Source organism: Microbacterium sp. SORGH_AS_0862 (genome assembly GCF_030818795.1).
Classification (GTDB): domain Bacteria; phylum Actinomycetota; class Actinomycetes; order Actinomycetales; family Microbacteriaceae; genus Microbacterium.
Genome location: NZ_JAUTAY010000001.1, coordinates 308,955 through 329,395, shown reverse-complemented (window position 1 = coordinate 329,395; position 20,441 = coordinate 308,955). Strand labels below are relative to the sequence as shown.

16 protein-coding genes and 3 rRNA genes are annotated in these 20,441 nt (G+C 66.6%); 17 read left to right on the top strand and 2 right to left on the bottom strand.

Going from position 1 to position 20,441, the window contains the following annotated elements:
* Positions 1-114: 114 nt before the first annotated feature.
* The 5 genes from QE377_RS01605 (at position 115) to QE377_RS01585 (ending at position 4,597) form a co-directional block, all read left to right on the top strand.
* A complete protein-coding gene (locus tag QE377_RS01605; protein WP_307319041.1) occupies positions 115-1,209 on the top strand; it encodes a hypothetical protein in 1,095 nt (364 codons plus the stop codon).
* A 1-nt stretch (position 1,210) separates the two neighbouring features.
* Positions 1,211-1,924 carry a hypothetical protein gene (locus QE377_RS01600; RefSeq protein ID WP_307319040.1) on the top strand — a complete coding sequence of 238 codons (714 nt, stop codon included), beginning with the start codon at positions 1,211-1,213 and terminating at the stop codon, positions 1,922-1,924.
* The gene (locus QE377_RS01595; protein WP_307319037.1) at positions 1,921-2,862 is read left to right on the top strand and encodes a sortase; all 942 of its coding nucleotides are present in this window, start codon (positions 1,921-1,923) and stop codon (positions 2,860-2,862) included. Before QE377_RS01600 ends, QE377_RS01595 begins: the two co-directional genes overlap by 4 nt.
* 238 nt (positions 2,863-3,100) lie before the next feature.
* Positions 3,101-3,907, top strand: coding sequence for a phosphate ABC transporter ATP-binding protein (locus tag QE377_RS01590; protein WP_307325814.1), 807 nt, complete (start codon positions 3,101-3,103; stop codon positions 3,905-3,907).
* Positions 3,908-3,961: 54 nt separating this feature from the next.
* A complete protein-coding gene (locus tag QE377_RS01585; protein ID WP_307319034.1) occupies positions 3,962-4,597 on the top strand; it encodes a SatD family protein in 636 nt (211 codons plus the stop codon).
* 6 nt (positions 4,598-4,603) lie between these two features.
* Here the strand turns inward: QE377_RS01585 and QE377_RS01580 are convergent, their stop codons facing one another.
* Positions 4,604-5,200, bottom strand: coding sequence for a hypothetical protein (locus QE377_RS01580; protein WP_307319030.1), 597 nt, complete (start codon positions 5,198-5,200; stop codon positions 4,604-4,606).
* Positions 5,201-5,303: 103 nt separating this feature from the next.
* Between QE377_RS01580 and tyrS the strand changes: the two genes are divergently transcribed.
* The 6 genes from tyrS (at position 5,304) to rrf (ending at position 13,983) form a co-directional block, all read left to right on the top strand.
* A complete protein-coding gene (gene tyrS, locus QE377_RS01575) occupies positions 5,304-6,593 on the top strand; it encodes a tyrosine--tRNA ligase (protein WP_373459550.1) in 1,290 nt (429 codons plus the stop codon).
* Positions 6,594-6,596: 3 nt separating this feature from the next.
* On the top strand, positions 6,597-7,385 hold the full coding sequence (locus QE377_RS01570) for a DUF4184 family protein (RefSeq protein ID WP_307319025.1): 789 nt from the start codon (positions 6,597-6,599) through the stop codon (positions 7,383-7,385).
* A gap of 46 nt (positions 7,386-7,431) precedes the next feature.
* Positions 7,432-8,382, top strand: a complete 951-nt coding sequence (locus QE377_RS01565) for an alpha/beta fold hydrolase (protein WP_373459549.1) — start codon at positions 7,432-7,434, stop codon at positions 8,380-8,382.
* A gap of 354 nt (positions 8,383-8,736) precedes the next feature.
* Positions 8,737-10,259: ribosomal RNA gene (locus QE377_RS01560) — 16S ribosomal RNA — on the top strand.
* Between the two features lie 391 nt (positions 10,260-10,650).
* Positions 10,651-13,755 (top strand): 23S ribosomal RNA (locus tag QE377_RS01555).
* Between the two features lie 111 nt (positions 13,756-13,866).
* A 5S ribosomal RNA gene (gene rrf / locus QE377_RS01550) occupies positions 13,867-13,983 on the top strand.
* Together the 16S, 23S and 5S rRNA genes form the textbook arrangement of a ribosomal RNA operon.
* A gap of 5 nt (positions 13,984-13,988) precedes the next feature.
* On the opposite strand, the gene QE377_RS01545 is transcribed toward rrf, so the two are convergent.
* Positions 13,989-15,038, bottom strand: coding sequence for a hypothetical protein (locus QE377_RS01545; protein ID WP_307319022.1), 1,050 nt, complete (start codon positions 15,036-15,038; stop codon positions 13,989-13,991).
* Between the two features lie 6 nt (positions 15,039-15,044).
* On the opposite strand from QE377_RS01545, the gene QE377_RS01540 reads away from it, so the two are divergent.
* Genes QE377_RS01540 through recN form a run of 6 tightly spaced genes read left to right on the top strand, consistent with a single transcriptional unit; the run spans position 15,045 to position 20,440 of the window.
* The gene (locus tag QE377_RS01540; protein WP_307325812.1) at positions 15,045-15,809 is read left to right on the top strand and encodes a tetratricopeptide repeat protein; all 765 of its coding nucleotides are present in this window, start codon (positions 15,045-15,047) and stop codon (positions 15,807-15,809) included.
* Entirely contained in the window at positions 15,809-16,840 is a 1,032-nt protein-coding gene (locus QE377_RS01535; RefSeq protein ID WP_307319019.1) for an HAD-IIA family hydrolase, read from the top strand. The genes QE377_RS01540 and QE377_RS01535 overlap by 1 nt, the downstream gene beginning before the upstream one ends.
* A 39-nt stretch (positions 16,841-16,879) precedes the next feature.
* Positions 16,880-17,029: a hypothetical protein gene (locus QE377_RS01530; RefSeq protein WP_307319018.1), complete on the top strand. Its 150-nt coding sequence runs from the start codon at positions 16,880-16,882 to the stop codon at positions 17,027-17,029.
* Positions 17,026-17,826, top strand: coding sequence for a TlyA family RNA methyltransferase (locus QE377_RS01525; protein WP_307319016.1), 801 nt, complete (start codon positions 17,026-17,028; stop codon positions 17,824-17,826). Before QE377_RS01530 ends, QE377_RS01525 begins: the two co-directional genes overlap by 4 nt.
* Positions 17,823-18,746 carry an NAD kinase gene (locus QE377_RS01520; protein ID WP_137416637.1) on the top strand — a complete coding sequence of 308 codons (924 nt, stop codon included), beginning with the start codon at positions 17,823-17,825 and terminating at the stop codon, positions 18,744-18,746. The genes QE377_RS01525 and QE377_RS01520 overlap by 4 nt, the downstream gene beginning before the upstream one ends.
* Positions 18,743-20,440: a DNA repair protein RecN gene (gene recN, locus QE377_RS01515; protein ID WP_307319013.1), complete on the top strand. Its 1,698-nt coding sequence runs from the start codon at positions 18,743-18,745 to the stop codon at positions 20,438-20,440. The genes QE377_RS01520 and recN overlap by 4 nt, the downstream gene beginning before the upstream one ends.
* Position 20,441: the final 1 nt, after the last annotated feature.

Here is a 20,441-nt window from a genome sequence, read left to right as displayed (position 1 = left end):
CCGGGGTGCCGTGTCCGAGCAACGCTCGGGCACGGCACCACCGGTCCTTCCTCGTTCGTCTCGCGTTCAGCTCCGGTACGCGAGGCGGACAGCCCGATATGGAGTGAATTGTCCGTGCACGCAACCCGAACCCGAACGGGTCTTCCTCTCCCTCTGCGCGCGGGTATCGCCGTGCTCGTCGTCGCGGTCGCCGCAGTCCTCACGATCGCCGGCACCCCCGCATCCGCTCGCGCCGACGACACCGAGTCGATCGCCGGTGCGCCCTGCGCCGACGACGGCACCGTCGACGGTCGTTCTCGCTTCTCGTATGAGGCGGCTCCCGGTCAGCAGGTCTCGGACTGCTACTCGGTCGCCAACACCGGCTCGACGGTGCAGCGCGTCTCGGTCTACGCGACCGACGCCTTCAACACCGAGAGCGGGGACTTCGCTCTGCTGGACGCGGATGCAGCGCCCTCCGACGCGGGCTCATGGGTCGTGCTGGAGGACGGGTCCACCCGCATGCAGTTCGACCTGGCACCCGGGCAGTCGCGACCGGTGCGCTTCACGATGACCGTCCCCGCCGATGCGGGGCCCGGCGACCACGCGGGCGGCCTGCTGGTGTCGGCCCAGACGCCGTCGGACCAGATCCTGGTCGACCGCAGGGTCGGCACCAGGCTCTACGTGCGCGTGCCCGGCGAACTCCAGTCCTTGCTGAACATCACCGGGATGACCGCGACGTACAACCCCACGCTCAACCCGTTCGAAGGTTCGACCGCTGTCACGCTCACGGTCACCAACCAGGGCAATGTCGCGCTCGCCCCCGCACTGGTCCTGGTGGTCAAGAGCTTCTTCGGCACCGAGCTCACCGACCGCCGGCTGGAGAATCTCGACGAACTGCTCCCGGGCTCCAGTCGCACGGTGACGTACGACATCGGCCCCGTCGGGCAGTACGTCTTCGTCGAGGCGGCCGCCTCGCTGTATTCGCGGGGCGATGCCAGCGGCGCGAGCGACCAGGCGCCGCCGGCGCCGCAGATCGACCGTGCCGCCGGCGCATGGGCGCTGCCGTGGATCCTCATCGTCGCTCTGGCGCTCGCCGCGGCCGTCGTCGTGTTCGCACGCTGGCGCCGTCGGCGCGACGAAAAGCGTGCGGCGGAGTGGATCGCCTTCACGCAGGCCGAGGCGCAGCGCGCGGCCGCCGCTCGAGGCTCCGATGTCGGTGCGGGTGTCTGAGGTGTCGTCACGCCGCATGCATGCCGCGCGGATGTGGGCGGCGACGGGGCTCGCGATGCTCGTGCTCTCCTTGCTGGCCACGCCCGCTCAGGCGCAGGACACGGATGCGGACGGCATCGGCATCAGCGTGCCCGTCATCGGCCCGACCCCGGCGGCCGTCCCCGCGAACGCCGCTCCCAGCGGCACCGGCCGCGGTGGGATCACCCCTGCCGCGCCGGCGGCCGTCGCCGCGAACGCCGCGGCCCCCGAACCCGCCGCCGGCGACATGCTCATCGCCGGCGGGCTCTACGTGGGCGACATCAACGGCGGATCACGTCCGACGATGAACCCGTGGGGAGGTGTCGCGGACGCGTGGATCACACTGCGCAACCTCTCGTCCGAGACGATCGATCTCTCGGCCGACTTCAGTCTCGCGACCGTGACGGGTGCGCGTATCTCGGGCGACGAGGTCGATGTGCGCGCACTGAAGCCCGGCGAGACGCGCGTCGTCGGCACCTCTCTCGAGGGCACGGGGCAGTGGCCGTTCGTCGTGGCTCGGGTCACCGTCGTTCCTCCCGAGGTCATCGCCGGCTCGCAGACGGCGCCGGTGAGCAGGGCCGGGATCATCTACGTCTTCCCCTGGCTCGGAGCCATCGGGCTCGTCGTGATCGCCGTCGCCATGGTGCTTCTTCGTGTCGCTGTGCGACCCCGGGCGACGGCGACGATCGTCGCATGAGCGCCCCCGCAGCCACCCCCGCCTCGTCGCGCATGACGCCCCGGCCACCTCGGCCGCCGCGCCGCGCGCCGCGCGCCGCGCGTCCGCCGCTGACACTGCCGCAGGCGATCGCCCGCGGCATCCTGGTCATGGTCGCTTCTCTGATCGTGGCGTTCCTGACGACGCTCGTGCTCGTGGGCAACGTGAGCTACCACGCCGCCCAGCAGCAGCTGACCGACCGATTCCGCGGGGAGCTGGCCGGGGGCACGGCCCCGGTCAGCGAGGGCGACTATCTGGATGTCCTTCTTCCCGACGGTGCGCCGGTGGCGATCATCGACATCCCGCAGATCGGTCTGTACGACACGGTCGTGGAGGGAACGTCGTCCGGCGTCCTGATGAGCGGTCCCGGCCATCGCCGCGACAGCGTGCTTCCGGGGCAGCGGGGTGTGAGTGTCCTGATGGGGCGCGCCCTGGCGTACGGCGGCCCGTTCGGGGGGCTCTCTCGGCTCGCGCCCGGAGATCGGTTCTCGGTCACTACGGGGCAGGGCGCGCACACCTTCGAGGTCATGGGCACGCGGTACGCGGGGGATCCGGCGCCCTCGAATCCCCGACCGGGGGAGAGTCGGCTGATCCTGATGACGGCGCGGGGCGGTCCGCTGACCCCGGTCGGAGTGCAGTACCTGGATGCGGTGATGGTGGGGGAGTCCCAGCCCGCGGGAGTCCGGCAGACGACGCGCCTCACGCTGCCCGTCCAGGACGCTCCGCTCGCGACCGACACGCGCACCGTCTGGGCGCTCATCTTCTCGCTCCAGCTCCTCGTCGCCGGCGAGATCGGCGCCGTGTGGTCGCTGCGGCGCTTCGGCTGGCGCAAGTCCTGGGTGGTGTTCTTCCCCCTCTTGGTCCTGGCGAGCCTCCTGACCGCCACCCAGGTCGCCTTCCTCCTTCCCAACCTCATCTGAGCGGAGAGCCTCCATGTCGACACCCCCAGATTCCCCGGCTTCCGTGCCCGACGAGACGATCACCGAGGTCGTCGTCCCGACGCGGGGCACCGCCGATCAGGGCGACGCGACCGGCGGGTCGGCCGGGCCCGCCCGCCGGGCCGGGCGTGTCGTCGGCCCCCGCTTCCTCGGGCGCGCCGTCGGCGCCGCTCGGGATGCGACGACGACGATCGTTCCCGTGGCATCGCCCGCGGCCGCGGTGGGCGCCACGGCCCCTGATCCGGCGCCGGCCCCGGCCCAACTGGATGCGCGCCTGATCTCGGCGTGGTTCGGGGAGCATCAGGTGCTCCAGGACGTCTCCCTGACGATGCCGTCCGGGATGGTGACGGCGCTCATCGGACCGTCCGGATGCGGGAAGTCGACGTTCCTGCGCATCCTCAATCGCATGCACGAGCTCGTTCCGTCCGCGTCGCTCGCAGGCGAGGTGCTCCTGGACGGCGCCGACATCTACGAACCGACGTTGCCGGTCGTCGAAGCGCGCAAACGTATCGGGATGGTCTTCCAGAAGCCGAACCCATTCCCCGCGATGTCGATCTACGACAACGTGCTCGCCGGACTCACGCTCACCGGCGTGCGAGCGGATCGCGACCGCAAGGACCATCTGGTGGAGAGCTGCCTCACGAAGGCGGGGCTCTGGACGGAACTCAAGGACAGACTGCGGTCGCCGGGCGGGGGGTTGTCCGGCGGGCAGCAGCAGCGTCTGTGCATCGCCCGCTCTCTCGCCGTGCGGCCGCGCGTGCTGCTCATGGACGAACCCTGCTCGGCGCTGGATCCCACCTCCACGCGCGTGATCGAGGAGACGATGCTCGAGCTGGCGCAGGAGGTGACGATCGTGATCGTCACCCACAACATGCAGCAGGCGCAGCGGGTGTCCCAGCAGTGCGCGTTCTTCCTGGCGTCCCAGGGCCAGCCGGGGCACATCGTGGAGTATGGCGACACCGACGCCATGTTCGCCGAGCCCGTCGACCCGCGGACGTTCGACTACGTCAACGGACGTTTCGGGTAAATCAGCTTTTCGCTTATTTTGACGCCAGATTAGCTAAACGCTTATCATTTGGACATGATCAGCGTCGTGACCGCCGACATCGTCGGATCCCGAGACCTCGCCGACCGAGCCGACGCGCAGCGGGTCATCGAGGAGGTGCTCGCTCGCGTGCACACGGACCTCGGCGTCGCCGAGAGCGTGCTCGAGCCGACGGTGGGAGACGAGTTCCAAGGGCAGTTCCCCGATCTGTCCGCCGCGTTGCAGAGCATCCTGCTCATCACCCTCGCGCTGCCCGACGGACTCGCACTGCGCTTCGGCGTCGGGGTAGGACCCGTCTACACGATCCCCGCACGCGGTACCGAGCTGCCCGAGGGGCCCGGGTGGTGGGCGGCCCGTCAGGCCATCGACACCCTCCACGCGAAGCAGGTGCGCGCCATGCCGGCCGTGCGCACCTGGATCGCCGCCGCGGAGGACGAGGATGCGACGGTGCATGAGCACGTGCGTCTGGCGAACGCATACGTGTGGGCGCGCGACGAACTCGTGAACGCGATGGGGGAGCGGGCGCGCCGTCTGGTCTACGGACGATGCATGGGTCTGACCCAGCGGGAGCTGGCGTCGCGCGAGCAGATCACGCAGTCCGCGGTGTCGCAGCTGCTCACCGCATCCGGAGCCGCAGGCCTCGTCGAGGGCTTCGCGCAGTGGCGTCGGTGAGACGCCTCAGAAGATAGCGAGGCGCACGAGTGCGCCCACCACTCCCGCCCACAGGAGACTGGCGAGCGTGCCGACGATGAAGCGTTCGCGGGCGGCCGAGGTCGCGAGCTCGGAGAAGCGGCCGATGCCCTTGATCGCGACGACGACGGCGATCGCCTCCGGGAACCCGGCCAGCAGCGACAGCACGACCGCGAGCCGCTCGAGGTAGCCGATCGTGGTGCCGCCGCGCAGCACTTCCTCCAAGCCGGACTCCGTGCCCTCGCCGGTGCGCGATCGGAACACGAGGATGCCGCCCGCATCCCCTTCCCGGACCTGACCGTGCGTGGCGATGTCGAGGATGCGGCGGGTCACGGGGTCGCCGCCGGTCACCGCGAGGGCCGCGCCGAGCAGGGCGAGGGGGAGTCCGATGATCAGCGGGATCTGCACGGGGAGCACGACGACGCTCACGAGCCCCACGAGCACCAGCCCGGTGGCCACCGCGAGGGCGGCGTCGGCGGGACGGCGGCGCGCGACGAGAACCAGGATCAGCGCCACCGCCAGGGCGAGCAGCAGCGCGAGGCTCGTGACGCCGGCGACGAGCAGCTCGGGAGAGAGGGCGAACATGGAGTCAGTGTTCCAGTCGCCTCCGACTCGTGCCGACCTCCCGCGCCGTGAGACGGCGCACCCCCGGCCAGTTGCTACGCTGGCACGCGTGTCTACGCCCGTCGTGAGCGCGACCGCTCCCGCCAACGACCCCTCGTTCTCGAACGTGTGGGACGAACTGGTCTGGCGCGGCTCCGTGCATGTGTCCACCGATCCCGAGGCGCTGCGCGCCGTGCTGGGCGAGGGGCCGATCACGTATTACTGCGGCTTCGACCCCACGGCACCCAGCCTGCACCTCGGCAACCTCGTGCAGCTGATCGTGATGCGCCGGCTGCAGCTCGCGGGCCATCGCCCGCTCGGGCTGGTCGGAGGATCGACGGGCCTCGTCGGAGACCCGCGCCCTTCGGCCGAGCGCACGCTCAACACCCGCGAGACCGTCGAGGAATGGGTCCAGCGCCTGCGCGCGCAGGTCGAGCGCTTCCTCAGCTTCGACGGCGAGAACGCGGCGCGCATCGTCAACAACCTCGACTGGACCGCGCCGCTGTCGGCGATCGACTTCCTCCGCGAGGTCGGCAAGCACTTCCGCGTCGGCACGATGCTCAAGAAGGACGCTGTCAGCGCGCGCCTGAACTCCGAGGCGGGCATCAGCTACACGGAGTTCAGCTACCAGATCCTCCAGGGGCTCGACTACCTGGAGCTGTACCGCCAGTACGGCTGCGTCCTGCAGACGGGCGGATCCGACCAGTGGGGCAACCTCACCAGCGGAACCGACCTCATCCACCGTGTGGAGGGAGTCTCGGTCCACGCGATCGGAACGCCGCTGATCACCAACAGCGACGGCACGAAGTTCGGCAAGAGCGAGGGCAACGCGGTCTGGCTGGATGCCGAGATGTGCAGTCCCTACCGCATGTACCAGTTCTGGCTGAACACCGACGACGCCGACGTGATCGATCGCCTCAAGGTGTTCACGTTCCTCACCCGTGAGGAGATCGACCGGTACGCAGAGCAGGTGCAGGCCGAGCCCTTCCGCCGGGCGGCGCAGAAGCGCCTTGCGCTGGAGGTGACGGCGCTCGTGCACGGACTCGAGGCGGCGGAGGCGGTCGTCGCCGCATCCGAGGCGCTGTTCGGGCAGGGCGATCTCACCGCTCTGGATGCGGTGACGCTGCGCGCGGCGATCGACGAACTGCCCAACGCGGAGATCGAGCCGGAGATGACCGTGGCGCAGGCGCTGGTGGCCACGGGGCTCGTCGCCTCGCTGAGCGAGGCGCGCCGTGCGGTGGCGCAGGGCGGGGTCAGTCTCGACGGTGAGCGCGTCAACGACGAGTCGGCGACGATCCGCGCCGGCCTTCCGGGTGGCGTATCGATCATCCGCCGCGGCAAGAAGACACTCGCGGGACTCGTTCCGCGCGGCTGACCCATGCCGTTCACGCCGAGCCACGCGGTCGTGGCGTTGCCGTTCGTGCGAACGCCGCTCGTTCCCGCCGCGATCGCGGTGGGGGCGATGACGCCGGACCTGCCGTTGTTCGTGCGCGGGCTCCCCGTGACATACGGCCTCACGCACGACCTCCGATGGGTTCCGGTGACGGTGCTGCTGGCGCTCGCGCTCCTGCTGCTGTGGCGCGCTCTGCTGCGCCCGGCCGCTCGGGAACTCGCGCCCGGACCGTTGGCCGAGCGCCTGCCGGTGGCGTGGGATGCGCCCGTGCGCACGATCTGGCGGGAGACGTTCGGCGTATCCGCGGGCGCGGTGCTGCTCCTGGTGGCATCGCTGGCGATCGGGGTCGCGAGCCACATCGCCTGGGATGCGTTCACGCACGAGGGGCGACTGGGCTCGGAGATCTTCCCGGCGTTGGAGGAGCAGTGGGGCCCGCTCGCGGGTATCAAATGGCTCCAGCACGGCTCCAGTGCCATCGGGCTGGCGATCATCGCGGTATGGGCGCTGCTGTGGTTGCGTCGTCGCCCGCGTGTTCCGCATCCGTCGCGCACCCCGCGATGGGTGGGCGTCGTCTGGCTGGCGGCGCTTCCGGTCGTGCTGATCGCGGCGTGGGTGATCGGGCTGGCGGTCTACGGCCCGCTCACCTCCGAGTTCACGATCGCCCACCTGGCGTACCGCGTGCTGCCGCAGGCCTGCGCCGTGTGGGCCGCGGCCACGCTCGTGCTCTGCGCGGTCGTCGTCCGGCGTCGTTCTCGCGGCACGGCGACGCGATAAGGAGCAGAATCGAGGCGTGACCGCCGCGCTGCCCGCCCTGACCGAGATGCCCGACCCCCGCTATGTGATGGTGGGCGAAGGGCATCGCATCGCCACCTACTCCTGGGGGGAGCCGGACGCGCCGACAGCGGTCGTGGTGCACGGCTTCGCCTCGAGCACGCGCGACAACTGGGTCAGCACCGGATGGGTGCGCGACCTGCAGCGGGCGGGATTCCGCGTGGTCGGTCTGGACCAGCGCGGGCACGGCGCGAGCGACAAGCCGCACGAAGCGCGCGACTACGACCTCCGCGAGCTCGCCCGTGACGTCGAGGCCGTGATGGACACCTACCTGATCGACGACGCGGTGTACGTGGGGTACTCCCTCGGTGCGCGGGTGGGGTGGGAGGTCCTCCGCGATCTCCCCGAGCGCGTGCTGCGGGCAGTGCTGGGCGGCGTCCCCGACGGCGTCCCGCTCGCCCGTCTCGACCTGGACCAGGTGAGCGCCCTGATCGAGGACGGGACGCGCGGTCACGGATCGCGTCACCCAGAACTACATCGCCCTCACCGAGCGAGTGCCGGGAAACGACCTGCGCGCCCTGTGGGCGATCGCACAGGGGCTGCGGTCCTCGGGGACCGCCGACCCGGATCCTGCGGTGGCGCCGACGCAGCCCGTCCTGTTCGCCACGGGGACCCAGGACGCGATCATCGAGGGCTCACGGGCCCTGGCCGCTGCCGCCCCGCACGGCACGTTCCTGGAGATCCCGGACCGGCACCACTTCAACGCTCCCGGTTCACGCGTGTTCCGTGCGGCGGCGATCGAGTATCTGACAGGGGAGTGACCCCGCCCTCGGCCGCGGAAAGACGCGCGACACGCCCGGGAGGCGCGCTCGAGTTGGCAGATGGCCGGAACCCACGTAACTTATTACCTGTTCGCCCCACAGGGAAGAGCGGAGAGGCCGAGAGGCCCGGCGCCCCCTCAAGCGGAGAACCACCCCTCATCCTGAAGATCTCGACTTGAGATCTTGTCGCAGATGCGAGTAGGATGAGGATCCCGAACTCCACGAGTCAGATCTTGGGACCACTGCTCTGTCAAGAGCGAAGCGCCGATCCGACACCGAGTCGGGAGAAACGAATAGTTGCCCCATGGTGACGACCGAGAGGTCCGATGGTGGGAGCATCCGTTCCTTGAGAACTCAACAGCGTGCACTTGTCAAATGCCAAATAACCTCGTTCCAGCTTCGGCTGGGTGAGATTCCTTTGGATCAAGTCCAACCCTTTGGGGTTGGCGTTATGGATTGTCAGTGATGGCATCCTTTTGGTCAGTTCAAACTCGCTGCGCACTTCTTTTTCCGTTGTGTGTATGCATTTTTCTTTTACGGAGAGTTTGATCCTGGCTCAGGATGAACGCTGGCGGCGTGCTTAACACATGCAAGTCGAACGGTGAAGCAGAGCTTGCTCTGTGGATCAGTGGCGAACGGGTGAGTAACACGTGAGCAACCTGCCCTGGACTCTGGGATAAGCGCTGGAAACGGCGTCTAATACTGGATACGAGACGTGGCCGCATGGTCAACGTTTGGAAAGATTTTTTGGTTCAGGATGGGCTCGCGGCCTATCAGCTTGTTGGTGAGGTAATGGCTCACCAAGGCGTCGACGGGTAGCCGGCCTGAGAGGGTGACCGGCCACACTGGGACTGAGACACGGCCCAGACTCCTACGGGAGGCAGCAGTGGGGAATATTGCACAATGGGCGAAAGCCTGATGCAGCAACGCCGCGTGAGGGATGACGGCCTTCGGGTTGTAAACCTCTTTTAGCAAGGAAGAAGCGAAAGTGACGGTACTTGCAGAAAAAGCGCCGGCTAACTACGTGCCAGCAGCCGCGGTAATACGTAGGGCGCAAGCGTTATCCGGAATTATTGGGCGTAAAGAGCTCGTAGGCGGTTTGTCGCGTCTGCTGTGAAAACTGGAGGCTCAACCTCCAGCCTGCAGTGGGTACGGGCAGACTAGAGTGCGGTAGGGGAGATTGGAATTCCTGGTGTAGCGGTGGAATGCGCAGATATCAGGAGGAACACCGATGGCGAAGGCAGATCTCTGGGCCGTAACTGACGCTGAGGAGCGAAAGGGTGGGGAGCAAACAGGCTTAGATACCCTGGTAGTCCACCCCGTAAACGTTGGGAACTAGTTGTGGGGACCATTCCACGGTTTCCGTGACGCAGCTAACGCATTAAGTTCCCCGCCTGGGGAGTACGGCCGCAAGGCTAAAACTCAAAGGAATTGACGGGGACCCGCACAAGCGGCGGAGCATGCGGATTAATTCGATGCAACGCGAAGAACCTTACCAAGGCTTGACATATACGAGAACGCTGCAGAAATGTAGAACTCTTTGGACACTCGTATACAGGTGGTGCATGGTTGTCGTCAGCTCGTGTCGTGAGATGTTGGGTTAAGTCCCGCAACGAGCGCAACCCTCGTTCTATGTTGCCAGCACGTAATGGTGGGAACTCATGGGATACTGCCGGGGTCAACTCGGAGGAAGGTGGGGATGACGTCAAATCATCATGCCCCTTATGTCTTGGGCTTCACGCATGCTACAATGGCCGGTACAAAGGGCTGCAATACCGTGAGGTGGAGCGAATCCCAAAAAGCCGGTCCCAGTTCGGATTGAGGTCTGCAACTCGACCTCATGAAGTCGGAGTCGCTAGTAATCGCAGATCAGCAACGCTGCGGTGAATACGTTCCCGGGTCTTGTACACACCGCCCGTCAAGTCATGAAAGTCGGTAACACCTGAAGCCGGTGGCCTAACCCTTGTGGAGGGAGCCGTCGAAGGTGGGATCGGTAATTAGGACTAAGTCGTAACAAGGTAGCCGTACCGGAAGGTGCGGCTGGATCACCTCCTTTCTAAGGAGCATCTGAAGTCTTCGGACTTCCAGAACCCAGTTCGAAGGCACACGTTCTTCGCTGGGAGCTCATGGGTGGAACATTTGACGAGGCATCAGGGTCTGAGGGTTCTGCTGAGTACGCCGTTTGCGGTTGGAAAGGTGGGGTCGGAGGAGCTTGGTGCGTGCACGCTGTTGGGTCCTGAGGGACCGGGTGTGACTCCTTTGGGGGTTGCGGCTGTACCTCTGGGCCTTCTTCTGCTGCTTGTGCAGTGGGGGTTGGTACCGCCCGTACTTTGAGAACTACACAGTGGACGCGAGCATCTTAGAGATGAATCTTCGGATTCATTTCACAGGTGATCTTTTTTAGATCATTTACTCAATTTTCGAGTTGACGATTCAAACTCATGTGATTTCAAGTCTTTAAGAGCAAACGGTGGATGCCTTGGCATCTGGAGCCGAAGAAGGACGTAGCAATCTGCGATAAGCCTCGGGGAGTGGATAAGCACACTTTGATCCGAGGGTGTCCGAATGGGGAAACCCCGCTGGGCGGCGTGCCGACCTAGTGACTCCCGCCTGAATATATAGGGCGGGTAGAGGGAACGTGGGGAAGTGAAACATCTCAGTACCCACAGGAAGAGAAAACAACCGTGATTCCGTGAGTAGTGGCGAGCGAAATCGGAAGAGGCTAAACCTAGCGTGTGTGATAGCCGGCAGGCGTTGCACGTTGGGGGTTGTGGGACTTTCTTGATCATCCTGCCGGGTGATCGACGTGACAGAAGCGTATAGACGAATGGTCTTGAAAGGCCAGCCATAGTGGGTGCCAGCCCCGTAGTCGAAATGCGTGTTCTGGCGTGGAGAGTATCCCAAGTAGCACGGGGCCCGAGAAATCCCGTGTGAATCTGTCAGGACCACCTGATAAGCCTAAATACTCCCAGATGACCGATAGCGGACAAGTACCGTGAGGGAAAGGTGAAAAGTACCCCGGGAGGGGAGTGAAATAGTACCTGAAACCGTTTGCTTACAAACCGTTGGAGCCTCCTTAGTAGGGGTGACAGCGTGCCTTTTGAAGAATGAGCCTGCGAGTTAGCGATACGTGGCGAGGTTAACCCGTGTGGGGTAGCCGTAGCGAAAGCGAGTCTGAATAGGGCGATTCAGTCGCGTGTCCTAGACCCGAAGCGAAGTGATCTATCCATGGCCAGGTTGAAGCGACGGTAAGACGTCGTGGAGGACCGAACCCACTTAGGTTGAAAACTGAGGGGATGAGCTGTGGATAGGGGTGAAAGGCCAATCAAACTTCGTGATAGCTGGTTCTCTCCGAAATGCATTTAGGTGCAGCGTTGCGTGTTTCTTGCCGGAGGTAGAGCTACTGGATGGCCGATGGGCCCTACAAGGTTACTGACGTCAGCCAAACTCCGAATGCCGGTAAGTGAGAGCGCAGCAGTGAGACTGTGGGGGATAAGCTTCATAGTCGAGAGGGAAACAACCCAGACCACCAACTAAGGTCCCTAAGCGCGTGCTAAGTGGGAAAGGATGTGGAGTTGCTGTGACAACCAGGAGGTTGGCTTAGAAGCAGCCACCCTTGAAAGAGTGCGTAATAGCTCACTGGTCAAGTGATTCCGCGCCGACAATGTAACGGGGCTCAAGCACGCCACCGAAGTTGTGGCATTGACATTATTGGTAGGCCTTCGTGGTCCAGCCGTGTTGATGGGTAGGAGAGCGTCGTGTGGCCAGCGAAGCGGCGGTGTGAACCAGCCGTGGAGGCTACACGAGTGAGAATGCAGGCATGAGTAGCGAAAGACGTGTGAGAAACACGTCCTCCGAAAGACCAAGGGTTCCAGGGTCAAGCTAATCTTCCCTGGGTAAGTCGGGACCTAAGGCGAGGCCGACAGGCGTAGTCGATGGACAACGGGTTGATATTCCCGTACCGGCGAAGAACCGCCCAAGCTAATCCAGTGGTGCTAAGAGTCCTAGCCAGGAATGTGTGGATCCCTTCGGGGTGATGCCGTCTTGGTGAACGCTCGACCCCATGCTGGTGCGGTTAGCGTATTAACAGGTGTGACGCAGGAAGGTAGCCCAACCCGGGCGATGGTTGTCCCGGGGCAAGTGCGTAGGCTGAGTCGTAGGCAAATCCGCGACTCGTTCGGCTGAGACACGATGCGGATAAAAAGTGGGTGATCCTATGCTGCCGAGAAAAGCATCGACGCGAGGTTCTAGCTGCCCGTACCCCAAACCGACTCAGGTGGTCAGGTAGAGAATACCAAGGAGATCGAGAGAATCGTGGTTAAGGAACTCGGCAAAATGCCCCCGTAACTTCGGGAGAAGGGGGGCCATCCACTTATACGGACTTGCTCCGGAAAGGGTGTGGTGGCCGCAGAGACTAGTGGGTAGCGACTGTTTACTAAAAACACAGGTCCGTGCCAAGTCGCAAGACGATGTATACGGACTGACGCCTGCCCGGTGCTGGAAGGTTAAGAGGAGCGGTTAGCGTAAGCGAAGCTGCGAATTTAAGCCCCAGTAAACGGCGGTGGTAACTATAACCATCCTAAGGTAGCGAAATTCCTTGTCGGGTAAGTTCCGACCTGCACGAATGGCGTAACGACTTCCCAACTGTCTCAACCGCGAACTCGGCGAAATTGCATTACGAGTAAAGATGCTCGTTACGCGCAGCAGGACGGAAAGACCCCGTGACCTTTACTACAGCTTGGTATTGGTGTTCGGTGTGGCTTGTGTAGGATAGGTGGGAGACTGTGAAGCAGACACGCCAGTGTTTGTGGAGTCATTGTTGAAATACCACTCTGGTCACTCTGGATATCTAACTTCGAACCGTAATCCGGTTCAGGGACAGTGCCTGGTGGGTAGTTTAACTGGGGCGGTTGCCTCCCAAAAAGTAACGGAGGCGCCCAAAGGTTCCCTCAACCTGGTTGGCAATCAGGTGGCGAGTGTAAGTGCACAAGGGAGCTTGACTGTGAGACTGACAGGTCGAGCAGGGACGAAAGTCGGGACTAGTGATCCGGCAGTGGCTTGTGGAAGCGCTGTCGCTCAACGGATAAAAGGTACCTCGGGGATAACAGGCTGATCTTGCCCAAGAGTCCATATCGACGGCATGGTTTGGCACCTCGATGTCGGCTCGTCGCATCCTGGGGCTGGAGTAGGTCCCAAGGGTTGGGCTGTTCGCCCATTAAAGCGGTACGCGAGCTGGGTTTAGAACGTCGTGAGACAGTTCGGTCCCTATCCGCTGCGCGCGTAGGAAGTTTGAGAGGATCTGACCCTAGTACGAGAGGACCGGGTTGGACGAACCTCTGGTGTGTCAGTTGTTCCGCCAGGAGCACCGCTGATTAGCTACGTTCGGGATGGATAACCGCTGAAAGCATCTAAGCGGGAAGCCGGCCTCAAGATGAGACTTCCATACCTTCGGGTGAGAGGCTCCCAGCCAGACTACTGGGTTGATAGGCCAGATGTGGAAGCGCAGTAATGCGTGTAGCTGACTGGTACTAATAAGCCGATGACTTGATAACACTTCGTTTGAACTGAAGCTGTTCGCGTCCACTGAGTGGTTCTCGATGTACGGTCGAGAACCGCAGACAACATTCTTTTGTTGTGTGCATGACTTGAAACATCAATAGTGTTTCGGCGGCCATAGCGAGAGGGAAACGCCCGGTCCCATTCCGAACCCGGAAGCTAAGCCTCTCAGCGCCGATGGTACTGCAGGGGGGACCCTGTGGGAGAGTAGGACACCGCCGGACTCCTTTTAGAAATGGCCACCCAAAGCTGGGTGGCCATTTCTGTTTTTCCAGGGGTTTACGTCGCGAGGAGAGAGCGAATGACGAACAACGACGACAACGAGCAGCGTCGGGAGTCTTCGCGCGCCCGCGGCGGAGGCCGTCCGCATCAGAGCGGCGACCGTTCCTACCGTCCTCGTCAGGACGGCCAGGGGTCGGAGCGTCCCCGCCGCGACGGCGACCGTCCATATCGTCCGCGTCAGGACGGTGACCGCTCCTATCGTCCGCGGGATGGCGCGCAGGCTGACCGCCCGCGCCGTGACGGTGACCGCCCGTACCGTCCGCGTCAGGACGGTGACCGCTCCTATCGTCCGCGGGATGGCGCGCAGGCTGACCGCCCGCGCCGTGACGGTGACCGCCCGTTCCGTCCTCGCGAGGGCGGCGATCGTCCGTACCGTCCGCGTCAGGACGGTCAGGGTTCGGAGCGTCCTCGTCGTGACGGTGACCGCCCGTTGCGTCCTCGCGAGGGCGGCGATCGTCCGTACCGTCCGCGTCAGGATGGCGATCGTCCGTACCGTCCCCGTGACGGCGCGCAGGCCGACCGCCCGCGCCGCGACGGCGACCGCCCCTTCCGTCCGCGTGAGGGTGGCGACCGTCCGTACCGTCCGCGTGAGGGTGGTGACCGCCCGTACCGTCCTCGCGAGGGCGGCGATCGTCCGTACCGTCCGCGTCAGGACGGCGACCGTCCGTACCGTCCCCGTGAGGGTGGCGACCGTCCGTACCGTCCCCGCGAAGGCGGCGACCGGCCCTATCGTCCGCGTGAGGGTGGCGACCGTCCGTATCGCCCCCGCGAGGGTGGCGACCGTCCGTACCGTCCCCGCGAGGGTGGCGACCGCCCTTACCGCGGCGGCTACGACTCCGATCGTTCTTCGCGTCCCCCGCAGCGCGATGCTGTCCGCGCCGCCAAGGTCGCAGAGCCCGAGGTCCCCGAGGAGATCACGGCGCGCGATCTGCACCCCAGCGCACGGAACGAGCTCAAGACGCTCAGCAAGGAGAACGCCGAGGAGGTCGCCCGTCACCTGGTGATGGCCGGGCGCCTGATCGACGAGGACCCGCACCGCGCGCACGAGCACGCCCTCGCGGCATCCCGCCGTGCTGGTCGCATCGCCGTCGTGCGCGAAAGCGTCGCGATCACCGCCTACGCGACCGGCGATTACGCGCTCGCGCTGCGCGAGTTGCGCACCTACCGTCGCATTTCCGGCAACGAGGACCAGATCGCCCTCATGGTTGACAGCGAGCGCGGTGTCGGGCGTCCTGACCGTGCGATCGAGGTCGGTCGCGCCGTCGATCGGAACACGCTTCCGGTCGCGGTGCGCGTGTCCCTCGCGATCGCGCTGTCCGGTGCCCGTCTGGATCTCGGTGAGACCGAGCGCGCCCTCGCCGAACTGGACATCCCCGAACTCGACCCCGACCGCGCCTTCGAGTGGAGCCCCGCTCTGTTCGCAGCCCGCGCGGCGGTGCTCGAAGAGCTGGGTCGCGACGAGGAAGCTGCCGAGTGGACGCGGCGGGCGGACATCGCCGCCGAGGCGCTCGACGAGGCAGCGGGCAACGGATCCGACGAGGAGATCTACGTCGAGGAGATCTTCGACGAGGAGTTCGTCGAGGCCACCGACGCCGAGGGGTCGGACGCGGACGAGGATCCTCAGGCCGAAGCCGACCAGGACGGCGACGCCGACGAGGACGACTACTCGATCGCTGCGGAGGTGGAGGAACTCCTCGCCGCCGCGGATGCGGCGGCCGACGCGCAGAGTTCGACGACCGCAGACGATGACGAGGACCAGGAGCGCTGATGGCACTGTTCGGTCGCCCCGCTCCCACCCCGCTCGACGGTGTGGACACCGTGCTGGCCGACCTCGACGGCGTCGTGTACGCCGGCGCGGGAGCGCTGCCGTACGCGGTCGATGCGCTGAACACCGTCGCGGCGACGCGTCGACTCGGCTTCATCACCAACAACGCGTCTCGCACCGACGCCAGTGTCGCCGCGCACCTCACCGAGCTCGGTCTGACGGTAGCCGCCGACGATGTGGTCACCAGCCCGCAGGCCGCGGTGCGACTGCTGCGCACCCGCGTGCCCGCCGGGGCGACGATCCTCGTCGTCGGGGGAGAGGGCCTCGTCGTGGAGCTCGAGAAGGCGGGCTTCGTCGTCACGCGCTCGGCCGAGGACAACCCGGCCGCCGTCGTTCAGGGCTTCGCGCCGCACGTGGGATGGACGGATCTCGCCGAGGCCGCCTTCGCGCTCAAGACGCCGGAGGATGAGGGCGGGATCCCGTGGATCGCGACCAACACCGACTGGACCATCCCGCAGTCCCGGGGCATCGCGCCGGGAAACGGCACACTTGTCTCCGCGGTCCACACCGCCATCGGCCGACTCGCGGTGGTTGCGGGTAAGCCCGAGACGCCCATCTTCGAAGAGGCGCTCGCTCGGTTCGACGCGCGCCGCGCACTCTTCATCGGCGACCGGCTGGACACGGACATCGCGGGCGCACAGGCCGCCGGCATCCCCTCGGCACTCGTGCTCACCGGCATCGATCGCCCCAAGCACGTCCTCGCGGCGCCCTCGACCTCGCGTCCCGACTTCATCCTCGGCGACCTCCGCGAACTGCACGAGCCGTATCCGCAGACCAAGGTCAAGGGCGACGTGACGATCGTCGGCGACGCGCGCGTCGCGGTGGACGGAGCGGACCTCCGCATCCTGTCCGCGGGCTCGCGTCCGATCGACCTCGTGCGCGCGGGTGCTGCGGCGATCTGGTCCACAGGTCGAGCGATCTTCGGGTTCCGGGTGCCGGAGGAGCTGTACGCGGATCCGTTCCATCGGCCGTGACGCGCCGTCCGTGTGGAGGGTGAGCCGTATCCTGGGGTGATGCACGCAGAACCCACGGAGCCGGCCGATGATCTGCTGCCCGCACTCGAGGTGATCGAGCAGCAGCCCCTCGGCGATCGTGCCGCAGCCTATGCGGTCCTGCTCGACAACATCGCTCGCCGCCTCGACTCGGGACCGCACGCCGGATGACCGAGCGCCTCGACGCCGCGATCGCTGCGCGCGGGCTCGCGCGCTCACGCACGCACGCCGCGACGCTCATCGCGCAGGGTCTCGTCTCGGTCGACGGCACCGCCGTCGTCAAGCCCTCGCATCGCGTCCCCGACTCCGCCGAGATCGCCGTCGCCGCATCCGACCACTACGTGAGTCGCGCCGCCCACAAGCTGCTGGCCGCGCTCGACGCGTTCGGGATCGACGTCGCCGCACGCACCGCGCTGGACATGGGCGCCAGCACCGGGGGATTCACCCAGGTGCTCCGCGAGAGGGGCGCCGATCCGGTGCTGGCCGTCGACGTCGGGCACGATCAGCTCGCCGAGGGCGTGCGCCGGGATCCCGGCGTGATCGTCGTCGAGGGTTTCAACGTCCGCTTCATGGACCCCGCTTCCCTCGCCGCCGCCGCGGGGATGCCGTACACGCCCGAGGTCGTCACGGGAGATCTGTCCTTCATCTCCCTCTCCCACGTGCTCGGGCCCGTGCGCTCGGTCGTCACCGAGACGAGCGACATCGTGCTGCTCATCAAGCCGCAGTTCGAGGTGGGCCGCACGGCCGTGCGCGGCGGCCTCGTCACGGATCCCGCCCAGCGGGCGGAGTCGATCTCAACGGTCCTCTGGCAGGCGTGGGATGCGGGCCTGCAGACGGCGGGCCTGATCGCTTCTCCCGTGGTGGGAACCCACGGGAACCAGGAGTATCTCGTGCACCTCGGGCGCACCGGCGGGCGCATTCCGTCAGAATGGGAGAGCACTGTGACCGAGCTGACGGGAGTGCGATGACCGATCCGCGCCACATCCTCGTGGTGGCCCACGCGCGCCGCGCAGACACCGTCGAGGCGGCCGATCGGGTGATCTCGGCCCTGCGCGCCGCGGGAGCCACTCCCGTGCTGGCAGAAGACGATCGCGATGAGCTCGCTGAAGTGCTGCCGCGCTGCGCCGACCTGGCCGTGCTGGGCGTCGATGTGCCCCTGCACGAGATCGAGCTGGCGATCGTGCTCGGCGGCGACGGCACCATCCTGCGTGCGGCCGAGATGGTGCGCAGCGGCACCGCGCCCGTGCTCGGCATCAACATGGGCCACGTGGGCTTCCTCGCCGAGAGCGAGCGAGACGACATGGACGAGGCGGTGGCGCGGGTCATCGCCCGCGACTACCGCGTCGAAGAACGCCTCGCCCTGTCGGTGCGGGTCAAGGACGCCTCGGGGCAGGTCATCTACAGCACCTGGGCATTGAACGAGGCGACTGTCGAGAAGGCGAGCCGCGAGCGGATGCTCGAGGTCGTCATGGAGATCGACGGGCGGCCCCTGTCGAGCTTCGGATGCGACGGCGTCGTCATCGCGACCCCCACCGGCTCCACCGCCTACAACTTCTCCGCCGGCGGCCCGATCATCTGGCCGACCGTCGAAGCCATCTCGGTCGTCCCGCTGTCGGCGCACGCACTGTTCGCGAAGCCGCTCGTGGTCGGCCCGGAGGCCGCGGTCGCGATCGAGGTGCTGGCCCGGACGCACGGCACCGGCATCCTCTGGTGCGACGGCCGCCGCTCGCACGAACTGCCACCGGGAGCTCGGGTCGTCGCGCGCCGCTCCTCGGAGCCGGTGCGTCTCGCGCGCCTGCATCCGCCGGCATTCACCGAGCGTCTCGTGCAGAAGTTCCACCTGCCCGTCACCGGATGGCGGGGACCGGCGGGCGAGGTCACCGCGTGATCGAGGAGATGCGCCTGCGAGAGCTCGGTGTCATCGCCGATGCGACGCTGCCCATGGGGCCCGGCTTCACGGCCATCACGGGCGAGACCGGTGCGGGCAAGACGATGGTCGTCACCGGGCTCGGGCTGCTGCTGGGCGCGCGCGCCGACTCGGGGGTCGTGCGATCGGGTGCGGCCGCCGCGGTCGTCGAGGGCGTCTGGATCGTGGACGCCGACGGTGCCGCCGCCGAGCGCGTCCGCGAGGCGGGCGGGGACCTGGACCCGGTCGCAGGCGACCGCGCCGAGCTTCTGCTCGGTCGAACCCTGAGCGCCGAGGGACGCAGCCGCGCCACGGTGGGCGGCAGAACGGCACCGGTGGGCGTCTTGACCGACCTCGCCGCTCTCCTCGTGGCCGTGCACGGGCAGTCCGACCAGCTGCGCCTGCGCTCCGGCGCGGCCCAGCGCGACGCCCTTGATCGTTATGCGGGACAGAGCGTCGCCGGGTCGCTGGAGGAGTACCGACGCGCGTACGAGCGGACGCGTGAGCTGGACGCGGAACTCGCCGAGCTGGTCCAGCGCCGCGACGAGCGGCTGCGCGAGGCGGAGCAGTTGCGCGCCGATCTCGCCGCGATCGAGGCCGCATCACCCCAGCCGGGGGAGGACGCGCAGTTGGCGGCGCGCGCCGAACTCCTGGCCAACGTGGAAGAGCTTCGAGCCGCCGCCGCGCTCGCGCACGAGGCGCTCGCCAGCGAACACGACGCGCCCGATGCATCCACCCTCGTCGCCGAGGCCCGTCGCGCCCTGGAGCGCGTGTCCGATGCCGACCCCGCCGTCGCGGCGATAGCCGAACAGGCCGCCGAGATCTCGTACCGGATCGTCGATCTCGCCGGCACCGTCGCCGGCTATCTCGCCGATCTCGACGAAACGGGACCGGCCGAGCTCGCCGCCGTCGAGGAACGCCGCAGCGTGCTCGCCGGCCTCGTGCGCGCCCACGGCAGCCTGGAGGCCGCACTCACGCTCGCCGCGGACGGCGGCGACCGCTTGGCCGAGCTCGACGACGACGACTCGCGCGTCGAGCGGTTGAGTGCCGAGCGCGCGCAGCTCGTCGAACGCCTCGACGCCGCGGCCACCGCCCTGACCGCGGCGCGCCGCGAGGCGGCGGACCGGCTCGCGGCCGATGTCACGGAAGAACTCCACGCCCTCGCCCTGCCCGACGCCCGCGTCGAGGTGCAGGTGAGCGAGGCGCCCGCATCCGCCGCGGGACGCGACGAGGTCGCGATCCTCCTCGCCCCGCATCCTGGGGCTGCCCCGCGTCCCGTGTCCAAGGGGGCCTCGGGCGGCGAGCTCAGTCGCGTGATGCTCGCGATCGAGGTCGTGATCGCCGCGACCGATCCCGTGCCCACGTTCGTCTTCGACGAGGTGGATGCGGGAATCGGCGGCGCCGCCGCGATCGAGGTGGGGCGGCGCCTGGCCCGCCTCGCCGAGACCTCGCAGGTGATCGTCGTGACCCACCTCGCCCAGGTGGCGGCGTTCGCGACGAACCACCTCAGCGTCGTGAAGCAGAACGACGGCTCCGTCACCCAGTCCAGCGTCCGGCGTCTGACGGGGGCCGAACGGGAAGCGGAGATGGCGCGACTGCTGTCCGGTTTGGCAGACTCCGACGCAGCACTCACACACGCGCGGGAGTTGCTCGCCCTCGCCGGTCCGGCCCACTGAT